The organism is Pueribacillus sp. YX66, assembly GCF_041725775.1.
Taxonomy (GTDB): domain Bacteria; phylum Bacillota; class Bacilli; order Bacillales; family UBA6769; genus Pueribacillus.
The window spans coordinates 89559-113638 of record NZ_JBEUEL010000003.1 but is presented as its reverse complement, the minus strand read 5'-3'; the positions used below and the strand labels follow the sequence as shown (position 1 = coordinate 113638).

The window sequence follows — 24080 nt, the reverse complement described above, 5'->3', positions numbered from 1 at the left end:
CAAATACATGATTCCAACCATATAGTGATCGTAAACGTAAGTTAGCAAGCTATTTTCTTAATGAAAGGAGTTTCAATATGTCAGCTGAACATTATTACAACATGTGCAATAAGAATATCGGTGTTCCTGTTAAAATTACGTGTCACGACGGTGCCGTTCACCACGGAATCATCGACCGAGTTGACCGTAAAAACGTTTATTTACGACCTCTTGATAGAGGCACGGGTGGCCATGGTGTTTATTTTTGGGGATTCGGTGCCGGTCTTGCCATCGGGATTCCGTTAGGAGCCATTGCCACTCTCGCATTTCTTCCTTGGGGTTGGTGGTAATAAACAAATTGTTTCTGTTCTGCGCCTTCATGAATGGTGAAGGCTTTTTTTCTTATAGAGACTGTTTAATTAGTCAAGTTTTAGCACACCTAAGAAATATGCACAAAGCTACCTGAACTACTTTTCATAGTTTTCAACATGCGATGATGTCCTTTGAACAATTAACCGGATCATTCTTTTACACATTTGGGACTCGTTAAAACGTTACAAATTCACTTATATCGTAAGCGGCTTAAGATTTTCATTCCCACTTAAATTCGAAATGAAATCGACGAGAAGTGAAATTTCTTCTTCAATATCTTGAAGACTTGCAGTCTCAACCGGTGAATGCATGTAACGCAATGGCAACGAAACAAGTGCAATCGGAACTCCTTTTCCAGTCAGTCGAATTTGGTCAGCATCGGTGCCCGTTCGTCTCGGTGTTAACTCATATTGCAGTGAAATATCTAGCCGTTCCGCACTTTTTTCTAGTAGCTCGTTAAGCTTCCAATTGATTGGTGCCCCTTTGGCTAGTACGGGGCCTTTTTCAAGATCAATCTCACCATGTTTTCCACGATCAACACTCGGATAATCTGTTGCAAACGTGACATCCAACGCTAGTGCCATCGATGGTTCAATGTTTGCACCAGCAAAATAAGCGCCCCCCATGTTTGTTTCTTCATTAACTGTGCTAACACCAAAAACACCAACATGAAGAGCTTTATCACTAAGCCTCTTCATGACTTCCGCAACGATAAATGCACCTGTCCGGTTGTCGAGACCCCGACCAGCAATCCGCTCATTGAGAAGTAATTCAGGATCGCGCTTATAGACTGCAACATCGCCAATTGAAACGTATTCTTGTGCTTCGCGTTTGCTTTTTGCTCCGATATCGATAAATAAATCATGAAATTTAAATTCGTCTTTCACACCGCCATGATGTTCCGCATTTACCCCAATCATGCCGATAATCGAGTTTTTTCCAAGAAATTGGACTTTCATACCGATCGCAGGTTTATGGCTAATGCCCCCGAGCTTCTCCACATAAATGAATCCGTTGTCATCAATTCGCCTCACAAGAAAGCCAATTTCATCACAATGCCCTGCTAATAAAACTTTAACATTTGCATTTTTGTTAAGAGCAGCAATTGCATTACCAGCATAGTCTGTCTCAATCGTATCAGCAAAAGGTTTAACATAGTTCAGCCACTTTTGCTGAATCTCCATTTCGTGTCCAGAAGGGGAAGGGGTTTGTAACAATTCAAGTAAAAACTGTTTCGACTGTTCGTCCAACATAATATCCTCCTAAACATTCCATTCATTTCCAACATTAGTATAACAAAAGAAAAGCTTCGTTTACATCAAACAGGCACATTTCGTTTATAGATTTCATGCATCCAAATAACGATGTTTTCATTTATAGTTGGAACATACGTTAGTCAGTATGTGCTAATCCTCTAAATCTTTTCCTTCACCTCTCCCGATCAAAAAAAGCTGAAAGGGATCTATAATGACTGCTTTCTCCGTAATGAGAGGGGAATGAATGACCAAAGTCTGGAACCTGAAACAAATTAAGTCATCATAAATGATTCTTGCAAAAGGATACAGCATAAATGAAAGGATTAACAGTGAAAGATTCATAAAAAAATTAAAGCGGCAAAAAAGGTGACAGTTAAATTAAATCCGTATGATTTTAATCATTCTGACGCTTGAGCGTTCATTTGGTCATAAAGTTTATGAAATTCATTATTGCCCAACACGTTACCACCTCAAATAACTACGCAACTTAGAATGTAGATTTTTGTCTTTTATTGTAAAAAATGCAGATGATAAAAGTTCTGCATCTATAGGTTTATTGTCCGAAAATGTAGCTTGTGGTAAATATGATATATTAGCCAATCTGAAACAACTGTGGAGGGAAGTACTATGGAAGAACTGCATTTTTATCCATCAAAGATAAGGAATTTTTTATTACTCATTATGGGCATAGTATTTTCAGCATTCGGATTTTTAATATGCGTAGCTGCTTTTAACGATGGAGACTACTTTCACAGTGCCTTGGGAGCAACTTTAGGATTGTTTTTTGCTGTAGTCATCATTGTCGGGTTTAAAAAATTCTTCTCCTCAGAGCCTTACTTGATTTTAACTAAAGAAGAGTTAATTTTAAGCGCATCATCAAAAAATCCAATTCCTATTAAATGGAAGGACATAGAAGGGTATCGAATTATAGAAATTAAATTTAATAAATTCGTAGAAATTTTATTACATGATGATGAAAAATACATTCATATGATGACAGTCAATGCGAGAAGACTTATTAAACTAAATCAAGCGATGAATTTTGCTCCATTTGCAATTGTATGGGGACTGATTAAACGAAAGGATCAAGAAAAACTAGTTCATGAACTAGATAGGCGTACTTTTGAAGAAAACGTGGCAAATAACAATTTGAAACATATTAATTGCAAGTGATGTTCACCATACGTTCACTGTACAAGATATAAACCCTTTTCTGTTAAATAAAGACAGAAAAGGGTTTTATACTTAAACTACGGGTTGAAACTTCGGCAATGTTACGTCCTCGGTCACTGGATCAAAAACGACTTCAACAGGCATGTCACAAACAAGTTTAGAACGGTCACAATTCACGATCGTACTCATCATCCGCACGCCTTCATCTAGTTCGATTAAAGCGATAATATACGGAACATTATCTTGAAATCCGGGTCCGCCTGCTCGATGTGCAACAGTGTATGAATAGATTTTGCCTTTGCCGCTACTTTCAACCCATTCGATTTCATCGGACATACAGTGCGGGCATATATTGCGTGGATAAAAAATATGACGTTTGCAATCTTTGCATTGCTGTACCATCAGTTTATTCTGTTTGCACTGTTTCCAAAAATAACGTGTGTCATGATCAATGAGTGGCAATGGTTTTTCATAATGTTGCATAGATTAGTCCCTCCCTAAAATACACGTTGCTGTTGATGAAAGGACGCCGCCTGTGCCATTCACAAGAGCTAGCTTTGCATCTGATACTTGACGGTCTCCACATTCACCACGTAATTGCTGAACGGCTTCGATTATTAAAAAGATGCCATACATACCTGGATGGGCGTAAGATAACCCACCTCCGTTCGTATTCATTGGAAAATCTCCACCTGGAGCCGTTCGACCATTGGCCACAAAATCAACTCCTTCTCCAGGTTTACAAAACCCGAGCGACTCGAGTGTGATAAGAACAGTTATCGTAAATGAGTCATAAATTTGCGCAATGTCAATGTCTTCATGAGTGACACCCGCCATTTCAAATGCACGTTGTCCTGATTCTTTCGCCGTCGTCAGTGTGAGATCCGGCATGCTGCTAATGAGTGAATGTGTATGTGCTTCACCGTGCCCTAAAATCCAGACAGGTGTTGTTTTACAGTCACGGGTTCGCTCCGCTGATGTAATGACGACTGCACCTGCACCGTCTGTCACAAGACAACAATCCAATAAATGAAGCGGCTCACATATGAGCGGAGATTGTAAAACATCAGTAACCGTTATTTCATCCCGGTACATCGCTCGTGGATTTAACTGTGCCCATTTTCTCGTCGACACCGCAATTTCCGCAAGTTGTTCGCTCGTCGTTCCATATTCATGCATATGACGATGTGCTGCCATCGCATACGCTCCGACTGGAGCTGGCATACCCCAAATGCTTTCAAATTGAGCAGTATATTCAGAAGGACGTCCAGCACTTAAATTTCTTGAACGATTGGACCGTTGTGTACTTCCGTATAAAATAAGCGCTACATCACAAAGCCCTGCTTGAATCGCTGCAGCTGCATGTCCGACATGCGCTTCAAATGAAGAGCCCCCGATATTTGTTGAATCGGTATAACGAGGACGAATTCCTAAATATTCCGCCATCGTTACACTTGGCATAAGCCCAACTCCAGGCAACCCCCATGAACCCGCAACAAACAATCCATCAACATCATCTTTCGTCAAACCTGCTTCTTCAAGTGCTTGTTTAGCGACAGTCGCTTGCATTTGAAGCACTGTTTTCCCACCTGGAACTTTTCCTTTTTCTAAATCATGTTCCGCAACTCCGACGATTGCAGCGGTGCGTTTTATTGACATTCCTCTCTTCCTCCTCAATGTAACATCACTCGTTCAAATGGAAACAAACATCCTTTGTTTATAACAAATGCGAAAAAACAAGACACGCGTAAGAACGTGTCGTGAACTGCTCCCACCACTTACCACCCTTACGGGTCGCTTGAAGTGGGGGCTTATGTTCTTTATGCTAATAAGCGCAATCCTTCATTTTTGATATTGATTGCTGAATTGTGATCACGATCGAATACAAAGCCGCAAGAACACTTATACACACGTTCGGGCGACGGAATTTCTTTTTCTATTCCTTGAGGATGGGAGACTTCTTTCGGAAATTAAGTTAAACATGATTCTACAATTACGACAGACGATCGATTGCCACTTGTGCAATTTTTTCATTATGTTCGTACGTATCACCTAGTAACGATGCACTTCTTGTTGCTCTCTTAAAAAAGAGATGCATATCATTTTCCCACGTAAATCCAATTCCTCCTTGCATTTGAATCGCATCACCGGTTACTTTTTTAGCCGCTTTTGAAGCATACGATTTTGCAATAGAAACTGCTAAGTCTGCTTCCTCATCTCCAGCTTCAAGTGCCCATGCAGCATATTCTACTGCTGATTTCGCACTTTCAACGAGCAAATACATATCAGCAGCCATATGCTTTAACGCTTGAAACGTTCCGATAACAACACCGAACTGCTTTCGTTCTTTCGTATATGCAACTGTATCATAAAGAGCACGTTCTGATGCTCCGACCATTTCAGAAGCGAGCAATAGTGCACCGAGTTGTTGTACTTTTTCCATGAGCGTATGTCCGACACCCATTCCGATTCCTTGGACAACGTTGCTTTCTTGCAGTGAATAATTGTGTAACGTAACGTCATAAATCGGATACGTTTCGTCAAATCCATTTCGTTTCCGCATGCTGATCGCATCACTATTCCGATCAAGGACAACGACCGTTTCCTCCTCGCTCGGTGTATAACCTGCACCAGCAAACCGTACAGAAGCAATGATTTTGTCTGCATCAGCAGCAAACGGAACTTCTTCAAGTACGCCTGAAAGTGAATATCCGTCCGTTGTTTTTATCGCGAGCGCCTCTTTCGGTCTCCATGCAATCGTTAGCATCGTTTTTCCAGCTTCAACTTCATCAATTAAAGCATCGTGTTGCTTGCATGTTTTCAGCGCATACAATCCCGCCATATTTTCAAGCAGTGGAAAAGGTAAGAGCGCCCGACCTGCTTCTTGAGCAATTAAAATTGCATAAGTCACACCGGTTATCATTTCATCGTCTTGTTCTACTATCCCAAGCAATCCTTGTTGACCAAATAATTCTTTTATTTTTTCAGAAACAGTTGGATTGTCCATAAACTGACGCACATGTTCTGTCGAGCAATGATTTTCAAGCATATCTTTGACACTTTTTTGCACCATTTTCTCTTCTTCATTAAAACCAAAAAACATGTTATCGTCACTCCTTACCTAGGCATTCCGAGAATTCTCTCGGCAATGATATTTTTTTGAATTTGCGTCGAGCCTGCATAAATCGTCGCTCCCCGCGATGAAAAATATACATCTTGCATCTTTCCACGACTGGCACTATCTTTACCCCAGTAAGGAGATTCCGCTCCAAGCACTTCCATTGCTACCTCGCCTAAATTTACATGCATCGTCGTCCAAAATAGCTTTTGAAGCGATGCTTCGGGTCCTAGCTTCCCTTCATTAAGTAATTGGCTAATCGTTTTTAAACCGTGATAGCGCATGATGCGTATGTCATTAAAAATTTCTACGAGACGCTGTCGGAAATATGGATTATCTTTAACAAGCGTGCCGTCAGCTGCCCGCATTTCTCCAGCAAGCTGCGCAAGCTCATTAAATTCATTTTGGAACCGGACTTGACGACCGAGCGCTAGCGTACCACGCTCAAATCCAAGCGTCCCCATTGCAACTTTCCAACCGTTATTCACACCACCGACGACGTGATCTTTCGAGATTCTAACATTATCAAAAAACACTTCGTTAAAATCTCTATTTTTATTTAATTGAACGAGTGGACGTACCGTAACACCTTCACTGTCCATCGGTACGAGAAAAAATGAAATGCCTTTATGCTTCGGCGCTTCTTGATCCGTTCTTGCAAGTACGAAACACCAATCCGCGTGATGAGCATAACTCGTCCATACTTTCTGCCCATTAATTACCCACTCATCACCATCTAGTTCCGCTCTCGTTTGCAAGGCAGCTAAGTCAGATCCAGCGTTCGGTTCAGAGAAGCCTTGACACCATACTTCATCACCTCGCAATAATGGCGGAAGGAACCGTTGTTTCTGCTCTTCTGACCCGAAAAGAAGCAACGTCGGACCGAGTAATAATTTTCCTAACACGTTAATGCCGCCTGGAGCATTTAATTTTCCAGCTTCTTCGTCATAAATAATTTCTTCAACGTGTGTTAACCCTTGCCCACCATATTCTTTCGGCCAAGAAATACCCGCGAATCCGCCTTCGTATAGCTTGCGATCCCATTCGCGCAATAACGCTCCTCGTTCTTTTTCATCATCTGGCCATTCAAACTGAGGCGTCCCCCAACCTTCTGGAATATTTTCTAGCAACCACTCGCGAACACGTTGACGATATTGTTCTTGTTCTGGCGTAAACGATAAATCCATTTCATTCACCTCGTTATGATTTTGTCCACACTCGAAACGTACCCGTAGCTTTTGAAACAATGTCATCTTTTTCATCTCGGACATCACAGTCCAACACAGCGATACTTCTCCCGGCTTGAATAAGCTCTGTTTCTGCCATAAGTTTTTTCCCTTTAGCCCCTTTTAAATAGTGAATGTTTAAATCAACGGTCACTTGCTGAACAAGTTCGTTAGGATGACACATAAACAGTGTCGTTCCCATTGCATTATCAATAAATGTCGCCATTATCCCTCCATGCACAATCCCAAGACCATTGTACATTTCCCACCGAAGCGGGAGTGTAGCAACTGTTTTCCAATCCCCTGTTCGTTCAATTGAAAGATCGATAAAGCCTCGAATGACCTTGCCTTCAGGTCCCCTCCTACCTGAAAACCCTTTATTTAAAATGTTCATGTAAAAATGGAGACTTTCTAATTGCTCAGGTGAAAATTGATCGATCATCTCTTTTAAATGTTCTCGATCATGGTACTCTCCAAGCTCAAATCCCATCTCTCTATCTCCCTTTCTATCTGTTAGATGTACAGCTCAACGTCTTGTGATTGTAGTTTGAGCTGTTGTTTTAATACTTTTCCGACTGCGTTTTTTGGCAATGTTTTAACAAACAGCACTCTCCGCGGGGTTTTATATTTTGCTAGTTTATCTTGACAGTACTCGATCAAATCTTCTTCTGTAATTTCGACTCTCGGTTTTTTCACGACAAATGCGACTACTTCTTCCCCCATTCTTTCAGAAGGTACACTGATGACAGCGACTTCAGACACAGCCTCATGTCGAGAAATTAATTCTTCTAGCTCACGCGGATAAATGTTAAAGCCACCACGAATTATTAAATCTTTTTTCCGATCGACGATATAAAGGTATCCATCTTCGTCGACTCTTCCCATATCACCCGTATGCAGCCACCCATCTCGAATTGCTTCTTTCGTCGCTTCTTCATTTCGAAAATATCCCGGCGTTATATTGTCACCACGTACGAGCAACTCACCAACTTCACCTGTTGGAAGTTCATTCCCATTTTCATCGGCAATTTTAATTTCAATGCCAGGAAGCGGTAGTCCGACTGATCCTGGTTTAACGGGCATCGTTTTGCGATTTGTCGATACGACCGGAGCGGCTTCTGATAGTCCATATCCTTCAAGTACATCGGCGTTAAATTTCTTTTTAAACCCTTCAATAAGAGCGACCGGAATCGGCGCTGATCCGGATCCGACTGATTCGAGACTAGATAGATCATATTTTTCAGTAATCGGACTCATTAGCATGGCGTGAATCATTGCAGGCACAGCATTGAAGCCTTTTACTTTATGCTTTTCAATCGCTTTACACACTTCTTCCAAATTAAACATTGCAAAAATGACGATCGATGCCCCTAATAAAAAACATGCGTTTGTTACGGTAAATCCGTATACGTGTGCAAGTGGGAGAACACCGAGTGTCGTTCCGCGCTCTTCATCTTCTTGTAATGAAGCGGATGTCGACGCGTTCGAATAAAGATTTTTATGCGTGAGCATAACCCCTTTCGGCTTTCCTGTTGTTCCTGATGTATACAAAATGACTGCTACATCACTTTCAGTCGCCGATACGCTTGTCTCGATCGGATCAAGACTTTCAGCTTCTGAATAAACAACAATCGCTTCTTCATCATTCACTTCATCTACAACAAAAATTTTCGGGCGCTTTGACAATCCATCGCAAGCTTTTTTAACTTTTGAATAAAGCATGCTTGATGTTATAATTGCTTTCGCTTCAGAATCTTGCAAGATAAAGTGTATTTCCTGTTGATGAAGCAAATACATGACAGGGATAACGATCGCACCAGTCCGCATAATCCCTTGGTATGAAAATATAACGTCAGGACAGTTCGGCATACAAACGACCACTCGGTCATCTTTTTTAATGTTATGTTGCGTTAATACAGCTGCAAACTGACCCGCATACTCAGCCGTTTCCACATTTGTAATCGCTTTCTCCCCGAAGTACAAAAAAGGATATTCTCCGTACTTATCAATGTTTTGCTGCATTAAATCTGTTAAAATCATCGCTGTCTAACCTCCTTTTTCTATTATTATTGTTCTATTTCTATTATATTAAAGATTCTAACAATTATCAAAATGAATTGTTATGAAAAATCCCCCTAATTTGTAGGGGGAACAAACTGACTAGTTAGTTAGTTTTACGATTAACTTTCCATAAGTTTTCCGGCTTCCAAGCATGTTTAACGCTTCAGGTACTTTCTCAAACGGAAATTCATCATAAATAAGAGGTTTAATTTTCCCTGCTTCATACAACTGCATTAATTTTTCATGAATATTAACGACGCCTTCTGGGTAGAGACGTTTGAAATAACCCCAGTGAACGCCTACAATCGAATAGTTTTTCACAAGAGCATGGTTTGCTGGTGCTTCAGGAATTCTGCCGCCCGCAAAACCGATGACGAGTAATCGACCATCAAACGCAATACATTTTCGTGATTTATCGAACGTGTCTCCTCCAACTGGGTCATAAATAACATCTGCTCCGCGACCATTTGTTTCTTTTTTCACAATCTCGACGAAGTCCTCTGACAAATAGTCGATAACAACGTCAGCCCCAAGTTCACGGCATACGTTCGTTTTTTCCGGTCCACCTGCGGTAGCAATTACTTTTGCGCCAGCTGCTTTTCCTAATTGAATGGCCGCTGAGCCGACGCCGCCCGCACCTGCGTGAACGAGCAGGACTTCTCCTTGTTTAATTTGCGCTCGATAATGAAGGGCGTAATATGTTGTTTGATATGTAATGTACATCGCTGCAGCATCTTTGAAATCCATCGTCTCTGGAATTTTATAAACCGAATTTTCTTCAGCAGCAGAAACATAATCTGCCAGCCCTCCGTTTGGCATTTGTGGTTGTGCTAAAACCCGATCGCCAACTTGGAATTTACTGTTATTTGGAACTTCAACGACCGTTCCCGAAACTTCTGCACCTGGTGTAAACGGTAACGGTGGCTTCTCTTGATATTTTCCTTGGCAAAGCAAAATATCGAAAAAGTTTAGCGCTGTTGCTTCGACTTTAATGATCACTTTTCCGTCTTCTAACTGTGGCTTTTCCACTTCTGCTATTTCGAGTGCTTCTGCTGGATCAGCTAAACGTTTTACTTGCCATGCTTTCATTTTCCATTACCCCCTCAAAATAAAGTAGATTCACAAATACTGTACCACTGAATTTATTATAAGTAAATAATATTCTGAAAGTAAAGTGAAGAGCAGTAACTATCCTGCTCCTGTAACAGATTATTACTTAAACGATTGAATCGCTTGTTCCGCGAGCAATGCAATGACTGCGTCATCCATCGGCGGATTGTGTAAACCAGCGCGAACATCACGATAATAACGCTGTAACGGATTTTTTGCTGACAAACTTCTCGCACCAACAATCCGCATTGCAAGATCAACGACTTCAATCGCAGTATTCGTCACCGTATATTTTGCTACTTGGAGTTGGGCTGTCATCTGATTTCGATTTTCCAGTTCTTCATCCCATGCTCTTGCAGTCGTATATAAAATTTGCCGTGATTGGTGAAGTTTCATTTCAATTTCCCCGATAAGTCTGCGTACGTTCGGAATTTCGCTAATCGTTCCGACGATGCTATTCGGAGAATAGGTCGTCGCAAATTTTAACGCTTCATTTCGAGCTGCACGCGCAATCCCAGAATAAACAGACGGAATATGCAAAAGCCAGCCGCTCGGTCGTGCTTTTCGTTCATTCCGTTTCGCTTCAACTAGATAGTGAGCAGGGATGATGACGTCTTGCATCACTAAGTCGTGACTTCCCGTCCCTTGCATTGCAACGGAATCCCACGTTTCTTCAATAGACACACCATTTGTATTTCTCGGAATAAGATATTCATTTACATCGGCTGTCTCATCATCGGTTGCAGCGACGAGAAAGTAATCGAGAACGGGAGACATCGTCGTAAACGTTTTTCTTCCAGTAATTTTCCATGAACCATCTGATTGCTTCACAGCTGTTGTCTCAGGTTTTCCACCTCGAGTCGGACTGCCTGTTTTCGGTTCCGTTGCTGCGCGATTTAAAAGCGCTCCCTCTTTCACAGCATGCTCACATACTTCCTTATAAACGTCGGCTTGCCACGGTCTACGTTCGGCTAAGTCCATCATAATCCCAAGATGCCAACCAAGCCCAAGTGCTGTTGAACCATCGGCTTGCCCAAGCTTTTCTAAATATAAAACCATTTCATACAACGGAATTTCTTCGCCGCCAAATTCTTTCGGAACGGTCAAACTCGTAAAGCCTATTTTCTTTAGTTCCTCAATATTTTCATACGGAAACGAATTTTCAGCATCTGCTTTTGCACCACACTGTTTAAATGCCCCTTCTCGTTCATCAAGCAGTTTATAAATTTCTTTTTGTCGTTCAGTTTTCAGTAATGGCATTTGCGTCCACTTCCTCGTTCATTATTAAAAATCGTCAGGGTTCGGACCAAGACGAAGGTTTTCATTCATCTTCGCAATATCTGTAATTTCTTGTTCTGTCAATTCAAAATCAAAAATATTTGCGTTTTCTTTAATACGCGCTTCATTGACAGATTTTGGAATCGTGACGATCTTTTGTTGAATGTCCCAACGTAAAATAATTTGAGCAACTGTTTTGTTATACTTTTTCGAAAGTGCAATCAAAGTCGGATGATCAAAAAATTTGCCTCGCATAAGCGGACTCCACGCCTCAACTTGAATGTCGTGCTTTTGGCAAAATGTAAGCAGTTCTCTTTGCGTCAACTTCGGATGAAGTTCAATTTGATTCACCATCGGCTTTACTTCACAATCTTCCATCACTTCTTCAAGATGATAAATTTGAAAGTTGCTCACTCCGATCGCACGGACTTTTTTCTCACGATAAAGGTGCTCAAGTGCTCTCCACGTGTCTTTATATTTCCCTGTAATCGGCCAGTGAATTAAATATAAATCAATATAATCGAGACCGAGCTTTTCCCTGCTAGCTTCAAATGCTCGCAGCGTGCTGTCATAACCTTGGGAATCATTCCACACTTTCGTCGTTATGAACACTTCTTCACGCGGTACACCTGACTCTTTTAGCGCTTTCCCAACGCCCCGTTCGTTTGCATAAAACTGTGCGGTGTCAATGCTACGATAACCGTGCTTCAAAGCTGCTTTCACAGCATTTTCAACTTCTTGACCTTCCATTGCTTTATATACACCTAAACCAACATATGGCATTTCCACACCGTTATGTAACGTTGCTGTATCAGTTAACCTCAACTCATCGCCTCCTCACAATTATTCTTTTGATTCTATCGTATTATAGTTTGAAATGAAGTGCAAAGCGATTTGCAAGCTCTGAGACGTTAACAAAATTGCCATTCAAAGCCTCATTGAGATCAAATACATTTCTTCATTTAAGATCGTATCCAATTGCAAGAGAAAATTTAAACTACGACGAAACCATAATCTGACAAGAACAAAAATAATACAGCCAGTCATCGTAACGATAACTGACTGCCCTTTTACTCATACTCCCCAAGAATTTCAACGGCCCTCTCGGTGATTGTCGTATCAATGGAATCGTCGAAGTTTAAGTCTCCTTTAATTGCGCCGTTCGCTTTGTACACTTCAAATTGATTTTTAATATCTTCGATAAACATCTCACCGTTTGGATTTAATCCTGTCACATTTACTTCTTTCCAAACCTCTTTTTCTTTTAGTGTCGTATATTTCGTCATAATGTCAATCATCTCGTCTTTGTCACCCGTTCCCTTTCCAAAGGCATCGTTATAATCACGAACACCTTTTAAATATGCAACCATGAACCGCAAGGCGACCTCTTCTCGGTCTACTAAAAATTTCGGAGAAGACAACACCATTGCGATTTGTGCTTCAGGTGCATAATCGGTCGCATCACCGAAGCGTTCGTGAATATTTTCTGCAATTCCTTTCGTAACGAGTGGTTCAATTTGTAACGCAGCGTCGATTGACCCATTCCCAATCGCAGCTAACATATTTCCAAAATCAGCCATTAATACAAACTCTACATCGTCGCGTGTCAATCCACCGTGATGAAGCATCTGTTCAAATATATAGTCGTCTACACCATTATTTGTTGAAACTGCTATCGTTTTTCCTTTGAAATCTTCGTAACTTTGAATTTCATTTGTAAGATCTTTTCGAATGACGAACGTAAAATACGACTTGCCTTTTATATTATGGCCTTTGTCAGCAATCATTTTTACGTCAATCCCTTGTGCAAGCGAATTAAAAAATGCCGCTGTCGATATTCCCCCCGCCACATCGACTTTTCCTGATGCGACAGCCGGCAACATGTCGTCAGAATTCGCAAATGTTACAAACTCGATGTCAATATTAAAATCTTTGAAATAACCTTTTTCATTCGCGATATAAAAACCCGCTCCCGAAGCTGCGCCATCTTCCGCAATGTACACTTTTTCTGTTTTTTCAAGCGGCGCGAGTCCATCAACTTCTTCTTTTCCCCTTTCGTTTTCCGAGGTGTCAACTTTCGAAGAACAACCTGCGATGACAAGCATGATTAGAAATAATGGAAACAGAATCATTTTTATTCGTTTTCGATTCAACATTTCTCACTCCTTTCTACGTCGTTTGTAACCGTGAACGTTGAACTTCTGTTTGCAAGTGTTGCCAAATTTCCACGAATTGCTTCGCGACGTCACGGTCAGAACGAATTTGTTCGAATCGCCGCGGGCGCGGGAGCTCGATTTTTTTATCAGCGACGATTTGACCAGGTTGAGCACTCATGAGTAAAATTCGGTCACTTAACATGAGTGCTTCGTCAATGCTATGGGTGATAAAGAGGACCGTTTTTTTCGTTTCCATCCATATGTTTAGTAACTCTTCTTGTAAAATATATTTATTTTGTTCATCGAGCGCAGCAAACGGTTCATCCATTAGCAAAATTTCTGGATCATTTGCGAAAGCCCGCGCAATACTAACCCGTTGTTTCATACCGCCTGACAGTTCTTTCGGATATCGTTTCGCAAATTGAGTGAGCCCTACTTTTTCCAAAAAATACTCCGTCTGTTCTTTGACATACGCTTTCGGAAGCTTTTGCATGTTTAAACCGAAGGCGACATTTTCCGAAACTGTAAGCCACGGAAAAATGCCCTTTTCTTGAAACACCATCGATTGAAGCGGTTTGTCTTTGTTTTCTCTTGAAATTGAATAGTTCCCTGTACTCGGTGTTTCTAACCCTGCTAAAATTTTTAACAGTGTCGTCTTACCACAACCGGACGGACCGATAAGGCAAACGAACTCACCATCTTTAACTTCAGTTGATATGTTCTGAACCGCTGTAATACTATTCCCTCGTTTATAAAACACTTTCGTTACATTCTCGAGTTTAATTTTCGTTTGACGCCCCATCATAGCCCTCCTTTAACTATCCTCTCTCCAAGGCAGAAGCTTTGCTTGTAACCAACGAAGTAATAACGAAAAGAAATATCCGAAAAATGAAATAAGGATGAGCCCGACATACATTTCTGTCAACACGAACGCTTTATATGATGTCCATATTAAATATCCAATTCCTTCGTTAGCGCCCATCATTTCAGCCGCGACGATCGTCAGCAGTGCAATTGCCTGCCCCATTTGAATCCCTTCGAGCATAACCGGTAGCGAGCCAGGCAAAGCAATTTTGAAGAAAAAATCTTTTGAATTGGCACCGTAGTTTTTTGCAACATCAACGTAAATGTGTTCGATATTCATGACACCAGCAGCTGTATTAATGACAACTGGAAAAAACACACTTCCTGCAATCGTTACGAGTTTGGAAGTTTCACCGATTCCAAAAATGATAATAATAATTGGAAGTAACGCTAACGTCGGTATCGGCATAATCGCCATGACGAGTGGCTGAAAGAAATGCCGAAAAGGTGCATACATTCCCATTAACAACCCGAGAACAATTCCCGGAATGACCCCTAATATAAAACCACCAAGAATACGCATTAAGCTAATACTTAAATGGTCAAATAACGTCCCCGTTTTAATCATATTAAAAAAGGTAGCTACGATCGCTGTTGGTGGCGGGAAAAACCGTGAATCAATAAGCTCTGTCCGTGATAGCAACTCCCACAAAAGCAAAATGAAAACAGGAGAGGCAATCGTCATCACTTGCTTTAGTCGCTGTTTTACTTTTTGCCGTTCCCATTCTTCACGTTCAATCTCTTCTGGACTTTTCTCTCGTTCATCCGTTCTATCATTTTCCATACACCACTCACCACCTCGCTATCGCATTATATTCACTCGTGCCTAGTTCGGTGAGAAGATTTCACTTTATCAACTTTTCCGTGTAAAATCGTACGTAATAAGGCGAAGGCAAAGAACAGTTTCCTGCAGTGTGACTTCGTTAATTTATAAAAAGGAGTTTCGATACATCGATGAAAGAGAATGAACTTATAAAGTACGCAGAATTGGCAGTGAAAGTTGGCGTCAACATTCAAAAAGGACAATTGCTCGTCATCAATGCACCGATTATTGCAAAAGATCTCGTTTATAAAATTACGGAAGTGGCCTTTAAAGAAGGCGCACATAACGTCCATGTCGAATGGAATGACGATGAATTTACGAAAGTAAAATATACGTATGCTCCAGACGAGGCGTTCGCAGAATACCCGTTATGGAAAGCAAAAGGCTACGAAGAAATGGCAGAAGACGGAGCTGCAGTGCTGTCGATTTTAGCACCGAATCCAGAACTACTTAAAGATGTCGATCCTGCACGCGTGGCAACAGCACAACAAACAGCAGGCGAAGCAATGGCGAAATTTCGTGAATACATTCAATCTGATAAAATCAGCTGGACGATCGTCGCTTCCCCGACGAAAGAATGGGCCGAAAAAGTGTTTCCAAACGAGCCTGAATCTGAACAAATGAAAAAACTATGGGATGCAATTATGACCGCAACGAGAATCAATGACACAGATCCAGTGTCGGCTTGGAGACAACATCAAGCAAACTTGCAGCAAAAAGTAGACTTTTTAAACGAAAAAAAATATAAAAAACTGCACTACAAAGGACCAGGCACAAATTTAACGATCGAGTTACCTGAAAAACACCTCTGGGTTGGCGGTGGCGGCAAAAGTGAGCGTGGGGTTGAATTCGTCCCGAACATGCCGACAGAAGAAGTGTTTACAACTCCGAAAAAAGACGGCGTTTATGGCACTGTGTCAAGTACAAAACCATTAAACTATGGTGGAACGATCATCGACAACTTTTCATTTACGTTTGAAAATGGAAAGATTGTAGATTTTACTGCAAAAGAAGGCTATGAAACGTTAAAGCGACTCGTAGAAACTGATGAGGGAAACCGTTATTTAGGAGAAGTTGCTCTCGTTCCACACGAATCACCGATTTCGCAAACAAATCTTACTTTTTACAATACGCTTTTTGATGAAAATGCATCATGCCATGTCGCGCTTGGAAGTGCGTATGCCTTTTGCCTAGAAGGTGGAAAAACAATGTCAAAAGAGGACCTTGCTAAACATGGAGCAAATACAAGTATTGTCCACGTCGACTTTATGATCGGCTCAGAAAAACTCGACATTGATGGAGAAACAGAAGATGGTACACTTGAACCGGTATTCCGAAATGGAAACTGGGCAAATGGAATCATTTAACAGACAAACGTCATGATGCTCTGTAAAATTGAAATTGATGTAAGTAAAAAGAAAGGAGAAAAATGATGAAGCCAATCAATCAAGACGCTGTCCAAGATGTACTGGATCAGTTCGCGAACAAAGATGTATACATTCACCTTGAAACGACGAATGGAGCATATGCTTCTCACTATAATGAGAACTTTCATAATGCTGGCGCTTATATTCGCAATGCAAAAATCTATTATTCACGCGGTAAAATTACCGGAGATGGTCCTTATCGAGCAGGGTTAAAGCTTAACATTGGCTGGGTATATGCCGAAGGTTTAACAGATTGGGAAGTCGATGAAAAAGGACGACTTTTACTAGCGGGACATGATCGTGACGGAAAGCTTGCGGTTGCGTTACAGTTAAGCGAAAATCCGTTTTAACTAGAAGTCAAAGTGCAAAATAAAAGACCGCCTCTTCCAGCTGAGTTTTGTCATTCGATACTGAAAAGGAGAGTTAACAAAATGGAAAAGGAAAAACACGTACTCGTCATCTTCCCACATCCTGATGATGAATCATTCGGGATTTCCGGAACGATTGCAATGTATACGAAAAATAATGTGCCACTTACATACGTTTGTTGCACACTTGGTGAAATGGGACGAAATATGGGCAATCCTCCCTTTGCTACGCGTGAATCATTACCAGAGATTCGAAAAAAAGAACTTGAAAAAGCTTGTGAAGCGTTAAATATAAATGATTTACGTCTACTCGGACTTCGTGATAAGACGCTTGAATTTGAAGATCTTGATGATTTAGCTAATTATTTTAGTCCGATAATTGACGAGCTTAAACCGTCTCTCATCATTACATTTTATCCTGGATATAGTGTACATCCTGATCATGACGCATGTGGTGCCGCAGTCATTCATGCGGTTGAACGTCTTCCAAAAGCAGAACGACCTACCGTTCATTGTGTCGCATTTTCAAACAATTGTGTTGATGAACTTGGACCTCCTCATATTACCCGTGACGTTAGCGCGTACGCAGAAGATAAACTAGTAGCCATTCAAGCACACGCTTCACAATTCGGAGCATTTGTGCGCGGAAGAGCGGCTAAACACGGACTTGAAGATAAACAAGTACGAGAACGAATCAATACAGAATATTTCTGGGTTTACAAATGGTCGGACTAGTGTGAATGGAGGTGCACAACTTGAACGAATGGTTTAAAATGGCAGAGCAAATGAAAAAGTGGATGCGCGAAGCAGGTGAAGAGCAAATCCGTCGTTTGCAAACACCGATGAAAATGACATCAAAATCATCAGACATTGACCTCGTAACGGAAGTCGACATATGGACGGAGCAATTTTTAATCGAGCGCATTCAAACGACGTACCCCTTTCACCAGCTACTGACAGAAGAAAGCGGAAGCTATGCAAATCAATCCGATTACGAATGGGTGATTGACCCGATTGACGGTACCGTTAACTATGCTCACGGATTTCCGCTATTTTCTATTTCCGTCGCATTAAAATATGAAGGTGAACCTGTCATCGGGCTCGTTTACATTCCAATGCTAAATGAAATGTATGAGACCGTAAAAGGCCACGGAGCTTTTCTTAACGAGAAGCAAATTCACGTATCAACGATTGAACAATTAACACAAGCGGTCGTTTCAACTGGATTTCCATATGACCGCGCAACCGATCCGGATAACAACGTGAACTATTTTAACGGTGTTATTTTAAAGATTGGCGGTATTCGCCGAACAGGTAGTGCTGCAATCGATTTATGCCAAGTCGCAGCTGGTCGTTTCGACGGCTATTGGGAATTTAAATTAAATCCCTGGGACATTGAAGCCGGCTTATTGCTCGTAAAAGAAGCGGGTGGCAAAGTGAAACGAATTCAACAAGAAAAAGGGACGTTTGTCCTCGTCGGAAACGAACCGATCTTCCATCAACTTAATGATGTGCTAAATGAAGTAAAACCAATCGAATAAGTTTACAACCTAATGTAGGACAGTAATTTATAAAATAACCTACTGTCCTTTTGCAATTTGTTCAATTTCTTGTTGGATATGATTACGTATTTTCGTCGTAACACTGAAGTCCATCGCATGAATATAATAGTCTTCAAGTTTGTCACGCAATATTTTTGCCTTTGCTAACGATGCAATGCCTTCATTCATATTTTTCTCATACGTTTGAATGACTGTTTCATCCTCTTCAAACATGTCGATTTCTAATACAGCTTCTTCCATATTAATGACGACATCTGTCTCTCGCTCAGGTTGAAGCTCGTGGGGATACTTATTATCAAAAATAGCCACATCCAATTCTCTTATAATCAAGAGATCAATGTTTTCTGGTTCAAATCCACAATGATACACTTCCGCATCATAGCCCCGAACTTCAGCTTCAAGCAATAATCGTTGTAATAACGTTGACTTCCCTGTTCCTGGACGACCGTTTAAAAAATATCGTTTCTGGAGAGGTTGTATCAGTTCCTCCATAAAGCTAAACGGTCCCGTCGGTGTATTAGCACCATGGAAACGATGTTTAATGATAGCTGTCGCCACTTGCGATTTTTGATTAAATAGCGTATTAACGAGCTCTTCCGTAAGCATCTTAACTTTATCGCTATTCAGCGATTGATTTACTCTTAGCTTGCGTTTTTCATGTAATACTTGTGCATCCCGGAACGAATCGTATGCCGATTGAAAAGCGGCGCTTACTTGTTTCGTCAACGGAATAATTTCATCTTTTTTGTTTCTTAATTTATATGCATCCCACGCTACACCTAAATTAACATAATCATCGATGACCCCAGGGAACTTCGGTTCAAGCACATGCGGTTTCGTACCGTCAACGATACCAACATTCAATTCACGGATGACAATTCCATCTACCGAATCTTTATCAGACGAGCAATACATATATTCGAGGGAGTAACCTCTTTTTTTCCATTCCCTTCCGACTTTTTTAATTAAATACGATTTGCCTGTGCCTGGTCCACCTTTTAAAATAAAAAGACGTTCAAGATTTGCTAAATTGGAATCAAATAAACTATAAAATCCTTTTGACGTATTCCCACCAGCAAAGTAGTTTAAAACGTTCCCTGTCAACTCCAAACACATCCTTCATATGTGAGTTCACTCTAGTTTATGATTAAATAACAGATAGGTGAATACCTAGAAGGTTAGAAATCAGAGAGCGAAAACCGGAGTAATCACAGAAGAAATTTGGCTTTAAACGTAGCAGTAACAACAAGATGTGCAGTGGTTTTTTGCGACTTATTGAATAAAAAATTAAGACTGGAGGATAGATATAATGGGAAATCATTGGGACCAACGATTTAACCAAGATGAATACGTGTATGGTACAGAACCAAATCCTTTTATTAAACAGATCGCTCGTCAACTAAAGGGTGAACGTGTGTTAGCGATTGCGGAAGGTGAAGGCCGGAATGCTGTTTATTTAGCGGAACAAGGGTTTCACGTCACAGCTTGGGACTATTCAGAAGTTGGACTTGAGAAAACGAAAACCCTCGCAGAACAACGCGGAGTAAAAGTTGAAACAGAACTCGTAGATCTAGAACAAGTAATATGGCAAGAACATTCGTGGGACATCATTGTGAACGTTTGGGGTCACATAAGTGGAGATGCGAAAAACAGTCTACTTCAAGGAATTAAAAAAGCTGTAAAACCAGGTGGAATGTATGCGACAGAAGTATATTCCATACACCAACTAGACTATAAAACTGGTGGTCCTTCAGTACTTGAGATGCTCTATACACCTGAAGATATTTTGCACCGCTTTTCGGACTGGAAATACATTCATTTCTATTATGGGGAAGCGACAAGACATGAAGGCGTTCTTCACACCGGTTTATGCCACGTCATTCAAGCATTGATTCAAAAGCGATAATAAACCATTTACACGCGATCGGTCACGGCTCGATAGCTACGTGATAACGTAAACGGTACACATGCAAATAGCACCCACTCGTATTACACAAGTGGGTGTTCATTCTTTAGAGGATTCTTACAGTTCTATATTCTTCTTTTAATTGTGCAATCATTGTCATGCGCAGATTCAATTTTTTCAATCGTGCCGACACCGTGCCTGGCAGACCAAATGTCTCGCCACGCTTTCGTCCATGAACTCGTATGGCTGAAATCACTTTTTCTTTTCGTTTCAATTTCTCAGGATTGAGACCTGTCTTATTAATACTCGACGCAAGCATGTTCGCATTTATACTTGAAAACGCATCCGTTTACTATATGTTTATTAAAATTGCACGAAACTGAACGTTTGCTATAACGGTCAAAAAAAATGGATTTTTACTGAAATGTTGCCGGATTCCTTTTTATTCCAATTCCCACTCTCATTATGTGGTAGTAACTTCGTCTATTTCCAAAATTAAATGCCTACCTCTGAAAAGTAATAAGGACATTACTCCTTTTCATAACAGAAAGTAACTTCCTCTTTTCACTCAACAATTACAGGAGCTCTTTGCGCAATTGTTCAGGGGTTTTCATCGATAAAAGTCCCGGCGGAATATCATATAACGTTTTGGCACCTGTTTGATCATTTTGATTTAGACGGTATGCCGCTCTCGCATAGGCAACGAGAACGCTTGCGGTAAATTCAGGGTTGCTTTCAAGCTTTAGCGAGAACTCTATAATTTGCTTATGGTTATTGCCTGTTTTTCCACTATGAATGACGAAACCACCGTGAGGCATGTTCGAATGATTTTCACGGAGCTCTTCTTCGCTAATGAAATGAACCGTTGTATCATAATCTGCAAAATAATTCGGCATCGTTTTAATCTCATGCTCAATTTTCGCTTGATCGGCACCTTCCATTGGAACGACATAGCACTCACGTTTATGTTTCTCCGCCGTTGAAAGCATCGGATTTTCTCCGCTTCGAACACGATTCATCACCTCTTCAGAAGGAATCGTATATTGTACGCCCGCTTTTACCCCGTCCACCCGTCTAACTGCATCGGAATGCCCTTGGCTCAAGCCTTTTCCCCAAAAAGTATACGTCTCCCCGTTAGGTAGTACAGCTTCCGTTAACATCCGATTCAATGAAAACAAACCGGGATCCCAGCCTACTGAAATGACGCTCGTTTTTCCACTCTCTTTTGCCGCCTCATCCACAGCAGCAAAATACTCAGGAATTTTCGCATGCGTATCATAACTGTCCACCGTATTAAACAACTTTGCTAAACTCGGGCCTTGCTCAGGCAAATCTGTCGCCGACCCACCACATAAAATCATCACATCAATCGTATTTTGATAGTTACCGATATTTGAAATATGTTCAACTTTCACGTTGTCATCGTCAATATGCAGTTCGTCCGGATTTCTCCGTGTAAAAATGGCAATGGGATGCATATCTGGATTATCCTTTAGTGAAAGCAATACACCTCTCCCTAAGTTACCATATCCAACAATTCCAACGTTAATCCGATTGTCCAATTCGTTCACTCCTCACTTCTCAACAAAATAAAAACTCCTTATCCATCGTAACTTTTTTTGTTTTTAGAGGCAAATGACAATCGTTATGGGATCGTATGAAGATGCGATTATCTGCAATCCTAATCTCTCTGTTCAATCGTAATCGAACCGACATCTGTCTTGACGTCAAGGAGCGGACCCCCTTCTCCTTTGTGAGCACGGAGCGGTTTTCCAGTTAACTGTTCAAAGCCTGCTAATCGAGTAACACTTACATTCCCAACCTCACTATCAACGTCTAATACTAGTGATTCTGGTACCTGTTTCATAACGACGTGAATCGCTCCAACATCAGATTTTAAACGAATGTCTTTCGTTATTTCACTCATCACTAGGTCAATATTTCCAGTATCAGTCTGAACATCGAGCTCACCTGATGCTTCTGCAACGGACACCGTACCTGCATCGGTACGCAACTCCATGCGTTCACCATGAAACTTTTCGATGGAAATTTCCCCTACATCACTATTAACAATTAGTTCCGCTACGTTTTTCGTTCCGATATCAATTTTGGCTACATCACCATGGACGACGACCTTTGTTAATCTCTTTTTCGGAAGTGCAATCTCTAGATTCCGCTTCGTATTCCAGTTAGTATTAATAAATGGAACCGAGAAAAAACTTCTCTTTGAGTGAGCCGCAATATTTGCATGATTCCCATTTCGCTCCGCCACAAACTTAAACTGTTCCGTCGGTACATTACCTCGATAATGAACAACAATCTCATCTGTATTACTTTCCGTAATGTTTACTTTTCCGATATCAACTTTAATTTCAATCGTCTCAACGCCTTCACTTCCGATCGTTTTCACTTCATCTATAGTGACATTTTCACTATTCAAAAAGCCTGAACCACTGTTTAAAAGTAAACCAACTGCCCCGAAAAAGATAAGCACGACACCAATTAACGCAAGCTTTTTCAACTTATTTTTCCCCCTTCACAATTCGCAAATTAAATTTAATGTATTTTAATAGCAAATCATATAAAAATTTACCGAAATAATAAACCCCTACGCTTAACAATAAGCCGATTCCACAAAACAATACGGATGCAAAAAATGATTGCAACATGTTCACTTGACCAAAACCGAACAGGAATGAAATAAACCAACCTAACGGGGATAAAACAAGCGTAATGGCGGTAACACCTAACCCGATATACACACCGATAACCGCTGCAGCTGGCCCTAATACGAAAATAAGATTAAAAAAGCTTAAACTAATCGTCGCAATCATCGCTTGAAATATATTTTTTACAGACTTTTCGGTCTCAGCTTGAGTGACGCGATAGTCGACGAGCAACTCTTTCGCAATTATCTTTGGATCGCCGAGGTCGCTAGCAATTTCATCTTCTCGTTTTCCTTCTGCAAGTCCGGCAGCGAAATGCTCTTCGAAATCGTACAAAATTTCTTCTCTTTCATAATCTTTCAGTTTCTGAAGCTCTCTCTCCAACGCTTGTAAAAACTCTGCCTTCGTCATTGTAAAGCCTCCTCAATCAGTTCATTCACACTTTTGCTAAACATCTTCCACTGCTCAATTAATTCATCCATATACTGCCTACCTTTATCGGTTAACGAGTAATATTTTCGTGAAGGACCTTCTGAAGATTCAGCTAAATACGTTGTAAAATAACCTTCTTTCGTCAACCGGCGCAATAGCGGATAAATCGTACCTTCAGCAACGTCAATGCGCTTTGAAATATTTTGAACGAGCTCATACCCGTATTGATCACGTTTTGAAATTAAAACGAGAACACATAGTTCAAGGACACCTTTTTTAAATTGAACATTCATTTTCCTCATC

The 24080-nt window shown here is 40.8% G+C and carries 26 protein-coding genes and 1 pseudogene; 7 read left to right on the top strand and 20 right to left on the bottom strand.

All coding sequences use genetic code 11. The features are described from left to right. The first annotated feature begins 77 nt into the window (after positions 1-77). On the top strand, positions 78-329 hold the full coding sequence (locus tag ABU914_RS02585; protein WP_379668197.1) for a hypothetical protein: 252 nt from the start codon (positions 78-80) through the stop codon (positions 327-329). A 216-nt stretch (positions 330-545) separates the two neighbouring features. On the opposite strand, the gene ABU914_RS02580 is transcribed toward ABU914_RS02585, so the two are convergent. Next, positions 546-1601, bottom strand: coding sequence for a zinc-binding metallopeptidase family protein (locus tag ABU914_RS02580; protein ID WP_379668196.1), 1056 nt, complete (start codon positions 1599-1601; stop codon positions 546-548). Between the two features lie 633 nt (positions 1602-2234). On the opposite strand from ABU914_RS02580, the gene ABU914_RS02575 reads away from it, so the two are divergent. Further along, entirely contained in the window at positions 2235-2780 is a 546-nt protein-coding gene (locus ABU914_RS02575; RefSeq protein WP_379668195.1) for an STM3941 family protein, read from the top strand. A gap of 72 nt (positions 2781-2852) precedes the next feature. Here the strand turns inward: ABU914_RS02575 and ABU914_RS02570 are convergent, their stop codons facing one another. The 13 genes and pseudogenes from ABU914_RS02570 to ABU914_RS02510 form a co-directional block, all read right to left on the bottom strand. Continuing rightward, positions 2853-3263 carry a Zn-ribbon domain-containing OB-fold protein gene (locus tag ABU914_RS02570; RefSeq protein WP_379668194.1) on the bottom strand — a complete coding sequence of 137 codons (411 nt, stop codon included), beginning with the start codon at positions 3261-3263 and terminating at the stop codon, positions 2853-2855. Positions 3264-3266: 3 nt separating this feature from the next. After that, positions 3267-4439, bottom strand: a complete 1173-nt coding sequence (locus ABU914_RS02565; protein ID WP_379668193.1) for an acetyl-CoA acetyltransferase — start codon at positions 4437-4439, stop codon at positions 3267-3269. 161 nt (positions 4440-4600) lie between these two features. Continuing rightward, positions 4601-4723, bottom strand: a pseudogene (locus ABU914_RS02560) (zinc ribbon domain-containing protein); the annotation flags it as partial. 50 nt (positions 4724-4773) lie between these two features. After that, on the bottom strand, positions 4774-5883 hold the full coding sequence (locus tag ABU914_RS02555; protein WP_379668192.1) for an acyl-CoA dehydrogenase family protein: 1110 nt from the start codon (positions 5881-5883) through the stop codon (positions 4774-4776). A gap of 14 nt (positions 5884-5897) precedes the next feature. Further along, positions 5898-7085, bottom strand: a complete 1188-nt coding sequence (locus tag ABU914_RS02550) for an acyl-CoA dehydrogenase family protein (RefSeq protein WP_379668191.1) — start codon at positions 7083-7085, stop codon at positions 5898-5900. 13 nt (positions 7086-7098) lie between these two features. Further along, the gene (locus tag ABU914_RS02545; RefSeq protein ID WP_379668190.1) at positions 7099-7614 is read right to left on the bottom strand and encodes a PaaI family thioesterase; all 516 of its coding nucleotides are present in this window, start codon (positions 7612-7614) and stop codon (positions 7099-7101) included. A gap of 23 nt (positions 7615-7637) precedes the next feature. Then, complete coding sequence (locus tag ABU914_RS02540; RefSeq protein WP_379668189.1) at positions 7638-9164, bottom strand: long-chain-fatty-acid--CoA ligase; 1527 nt, start codon at positions 9162-9164, stop codon at positions 7638-7640. 120 nt (positions 9165-9284) lie between these two features. Beyond that, positions 9285-10274: an NADPH:quinone oxidoreductase family protein gene (locus ABU914_RS02535; protein WP_379668188.1), complete on the bottom strand. Its 990-nt coding sequence runs from the start codon at positions 10272-10274 to the stop codon at positions 9285-9287. 123 nt (positions 10275-10397) lie between these two features. Continuing rightward, on the bottom strand, positions 10398-11555 hold the full coding sequence (locus ABU914_RS02530) for an acyl-CoA dehydrogenase family protein (RefSeq protein WP_379668187.1): 1158 nt from the start codon (positions 11553-11555) through the stop codon (positions 10398-10400). 24 nt (positions 11556-11579) lie between these two features. After that, a complete protein-coding gene (locus ABU914_RS02525; RefSeq protein WP_379668224.1) occupies positions 11580-12356 on the bottom strand; it encodes an aldo/keto reductase in 777 nt (258 codons plus the stop codon). Between the two features lie 287 nt (positions 12357-12643). Then, positions 12644-13705, bottom strand: coding sequence for an ABC transporter substrate-binding protein (locus ABU914_RS02520; protein WP_379668223.1), 1062 nt, complete (start codon positions 13703-13705; stop codon positions 12644-12646). A gap of 37 nt (positions 13706-13742) precedes the next feature. Beyond that, entirely contained in the window at positions 13743-14531 is a 789-nt protein-coding gene (locus tag ABU914_RS02515) for an ABC transporter ATP-binding protein (RefSeq protein WP_379668186.1), read from the bottom strand. A 12-nt stretch (positions 14532-14543) separates the two neighbouring features. Further along, positions 14544-15377 (bottom strand): ABC transporter permease, encoded by an 834-nt coding sequence (locus ABU914_RS02510; RefSeq protein ID WP_379668185.1) that lies wholly within the window; start codon positions 15375-15377, stop codon positions 14544-14546. A 170-nt stretch (positions 15378-15547) separates the two neighbouring features. Between ABU914_RS02510 and ABU914_RS02505 the strand changes: the two genes are divergently transcribed. From ABU914_RS02505 to ABU914_RS02490, 4 genes are all read left to right on the top strand, one after another. Continuing rightward, a complete protein-coding gene (locus ABU914_RS02505; RefSeq protein ID WP_379668184.1) occupies positions 15548-16783 on the top strand; it encodes an aminopeptidase in 1236 nt (411 codons plus the stop codon). Positions 16784-16848: 65 nt separating this feature from the next. After that, positions 16849-17193: a YojF family protein gene (locus ABU914_RS02500; protein ID WP_379668183.1), complete on the top strand. Its 345-nt coding sequence runs from the start codon at positions 16849-16851 to the stop codon at positions 17191-17193. 81 nt (positions 17194-17274) lie between these two features. Next, the gene (gene bshB2, locus ABU914_RS02495; protein ID WP_379668182.1) at positions 17275-17946 is read left to right on the top strand and encodes a bacillithiol biosynthesis deacetylase BshB2; all 672 of its coding nucleotides are present in this window, start codon (positions 17275-17277) and stop codon (positions 17944-17946) included. Between the two features lie 20 nt (positions 17947-17966). After that, on the top strand, positions 17967-18752 hold the full coding sequence (locus ABU914_RS02490) for an inositol monophosphatase family protein (RefSeq protein WP_379668181.1): 786 nt from the start codon (positions 17967-17969) through the stop codon (positions 18750-18752). A gap of 39 nt (positions 18753-18791) precedes the next feature. Here ABU914_RS02490 and ABU914_RS02485 read toward each other — a convergent pair whose 3' ends face one another. Beyond that, a complete protein-coding gene (locus ABU914_RS02485) occupies positions 18792-19877 on the bottom strand; it encodes a PRK06851 family protein (protein ID WP_379668180.1) in 1086 nt (361 codons plus the stop codon). Between the two features lie 205 nt (positions 19878-20082). Between ABU914_RS02485 and ABU914_RS02480 the strand changes: the two genes are divergently transcribed. Next, entirely contained in the window at positions 20083-20679 is a 597-nt protein-coding gene (locus ABU914_RS02480) for a class I SAM-dependent methyltransferase (protein WP_379668179.1), read from the top strand. 106 nt (positions 20680-20785) lie between these two features. Here ABU914_RS02480 and ABU914_RS02475 read toward each other — a convergent pair whose 3' ends face one another. The 5 genes from ABU914_RS02475 to ABU914_RS02455 all read right to left on the bottom strand — a co-directional run bounded on the left by ABU914_RS02475 (position 20786) and on the right by ABU914_RS02455 (position 24070). After that, positions 20786-20998 carry a hypothetical protein gene (locus ABU914_RS02475; RefSeq protein ID WP_379668178.1) on the bottom strand — a complete coding sequence of 71 codons (213 nt, stop codon included), beginning with the start codon at positions 20996-20998 and terminating at the stop codon, positions 20786-20788. A gap of 256 nt (positions 20999-21254) precedes the next feature. Next, on the bottom strand, positions 21255-22241 hold the full coding sequence (locus ABU914_RS02470) for a diaminopimelate dehydrogenase (protein WP_379668177.1): 987 nt from the start codon (positions 22239-22241) through the stop codon (positions 21255-21257). Positions 22242-22360: 119 nt separating this feature from the next. Continuing rightward, entirely contained in the window at positions 22361-23200 is an 840-nt protein-coding gene (locus ABU914_RS02465) for a DUF4097 family beta strand repeat-containing protein (protein ID WP_379668176.1), read from the bottom strand. A 1-nt stretch (position 23201) separates the two neighbouring features. Next, the gene (locus ABU914_RS02460; RefSeq protein ID WP_379668175.1) at positions 23202-23756 is read right to left on the bottom strand and encodes an HAAS signaling domain-containing protein; all 555 of its coding nucleotides are present in this window, start codon (positions 23754-23756) and stop codon (positions 23202-23204) included. Further along, the gene (locus ABU914_RS02455) at positions 23753-24070 is read right to left on the bottom strand and encodes a PadR family transcriptional regulator (protein ID WP_379668174.1); all 318 of its coding nucleotides are present in this window, start codon (positions 24068-24070) and stop codon (positions 23753-23755) included. The genes ABU914_RS02460 and ABU914_RS02455 overlap by 4 nt, the downstream gene beginning before the upstream one ends. Between the last annotated feature and the right edge of the window lie 10 nt (positions 24071-24080).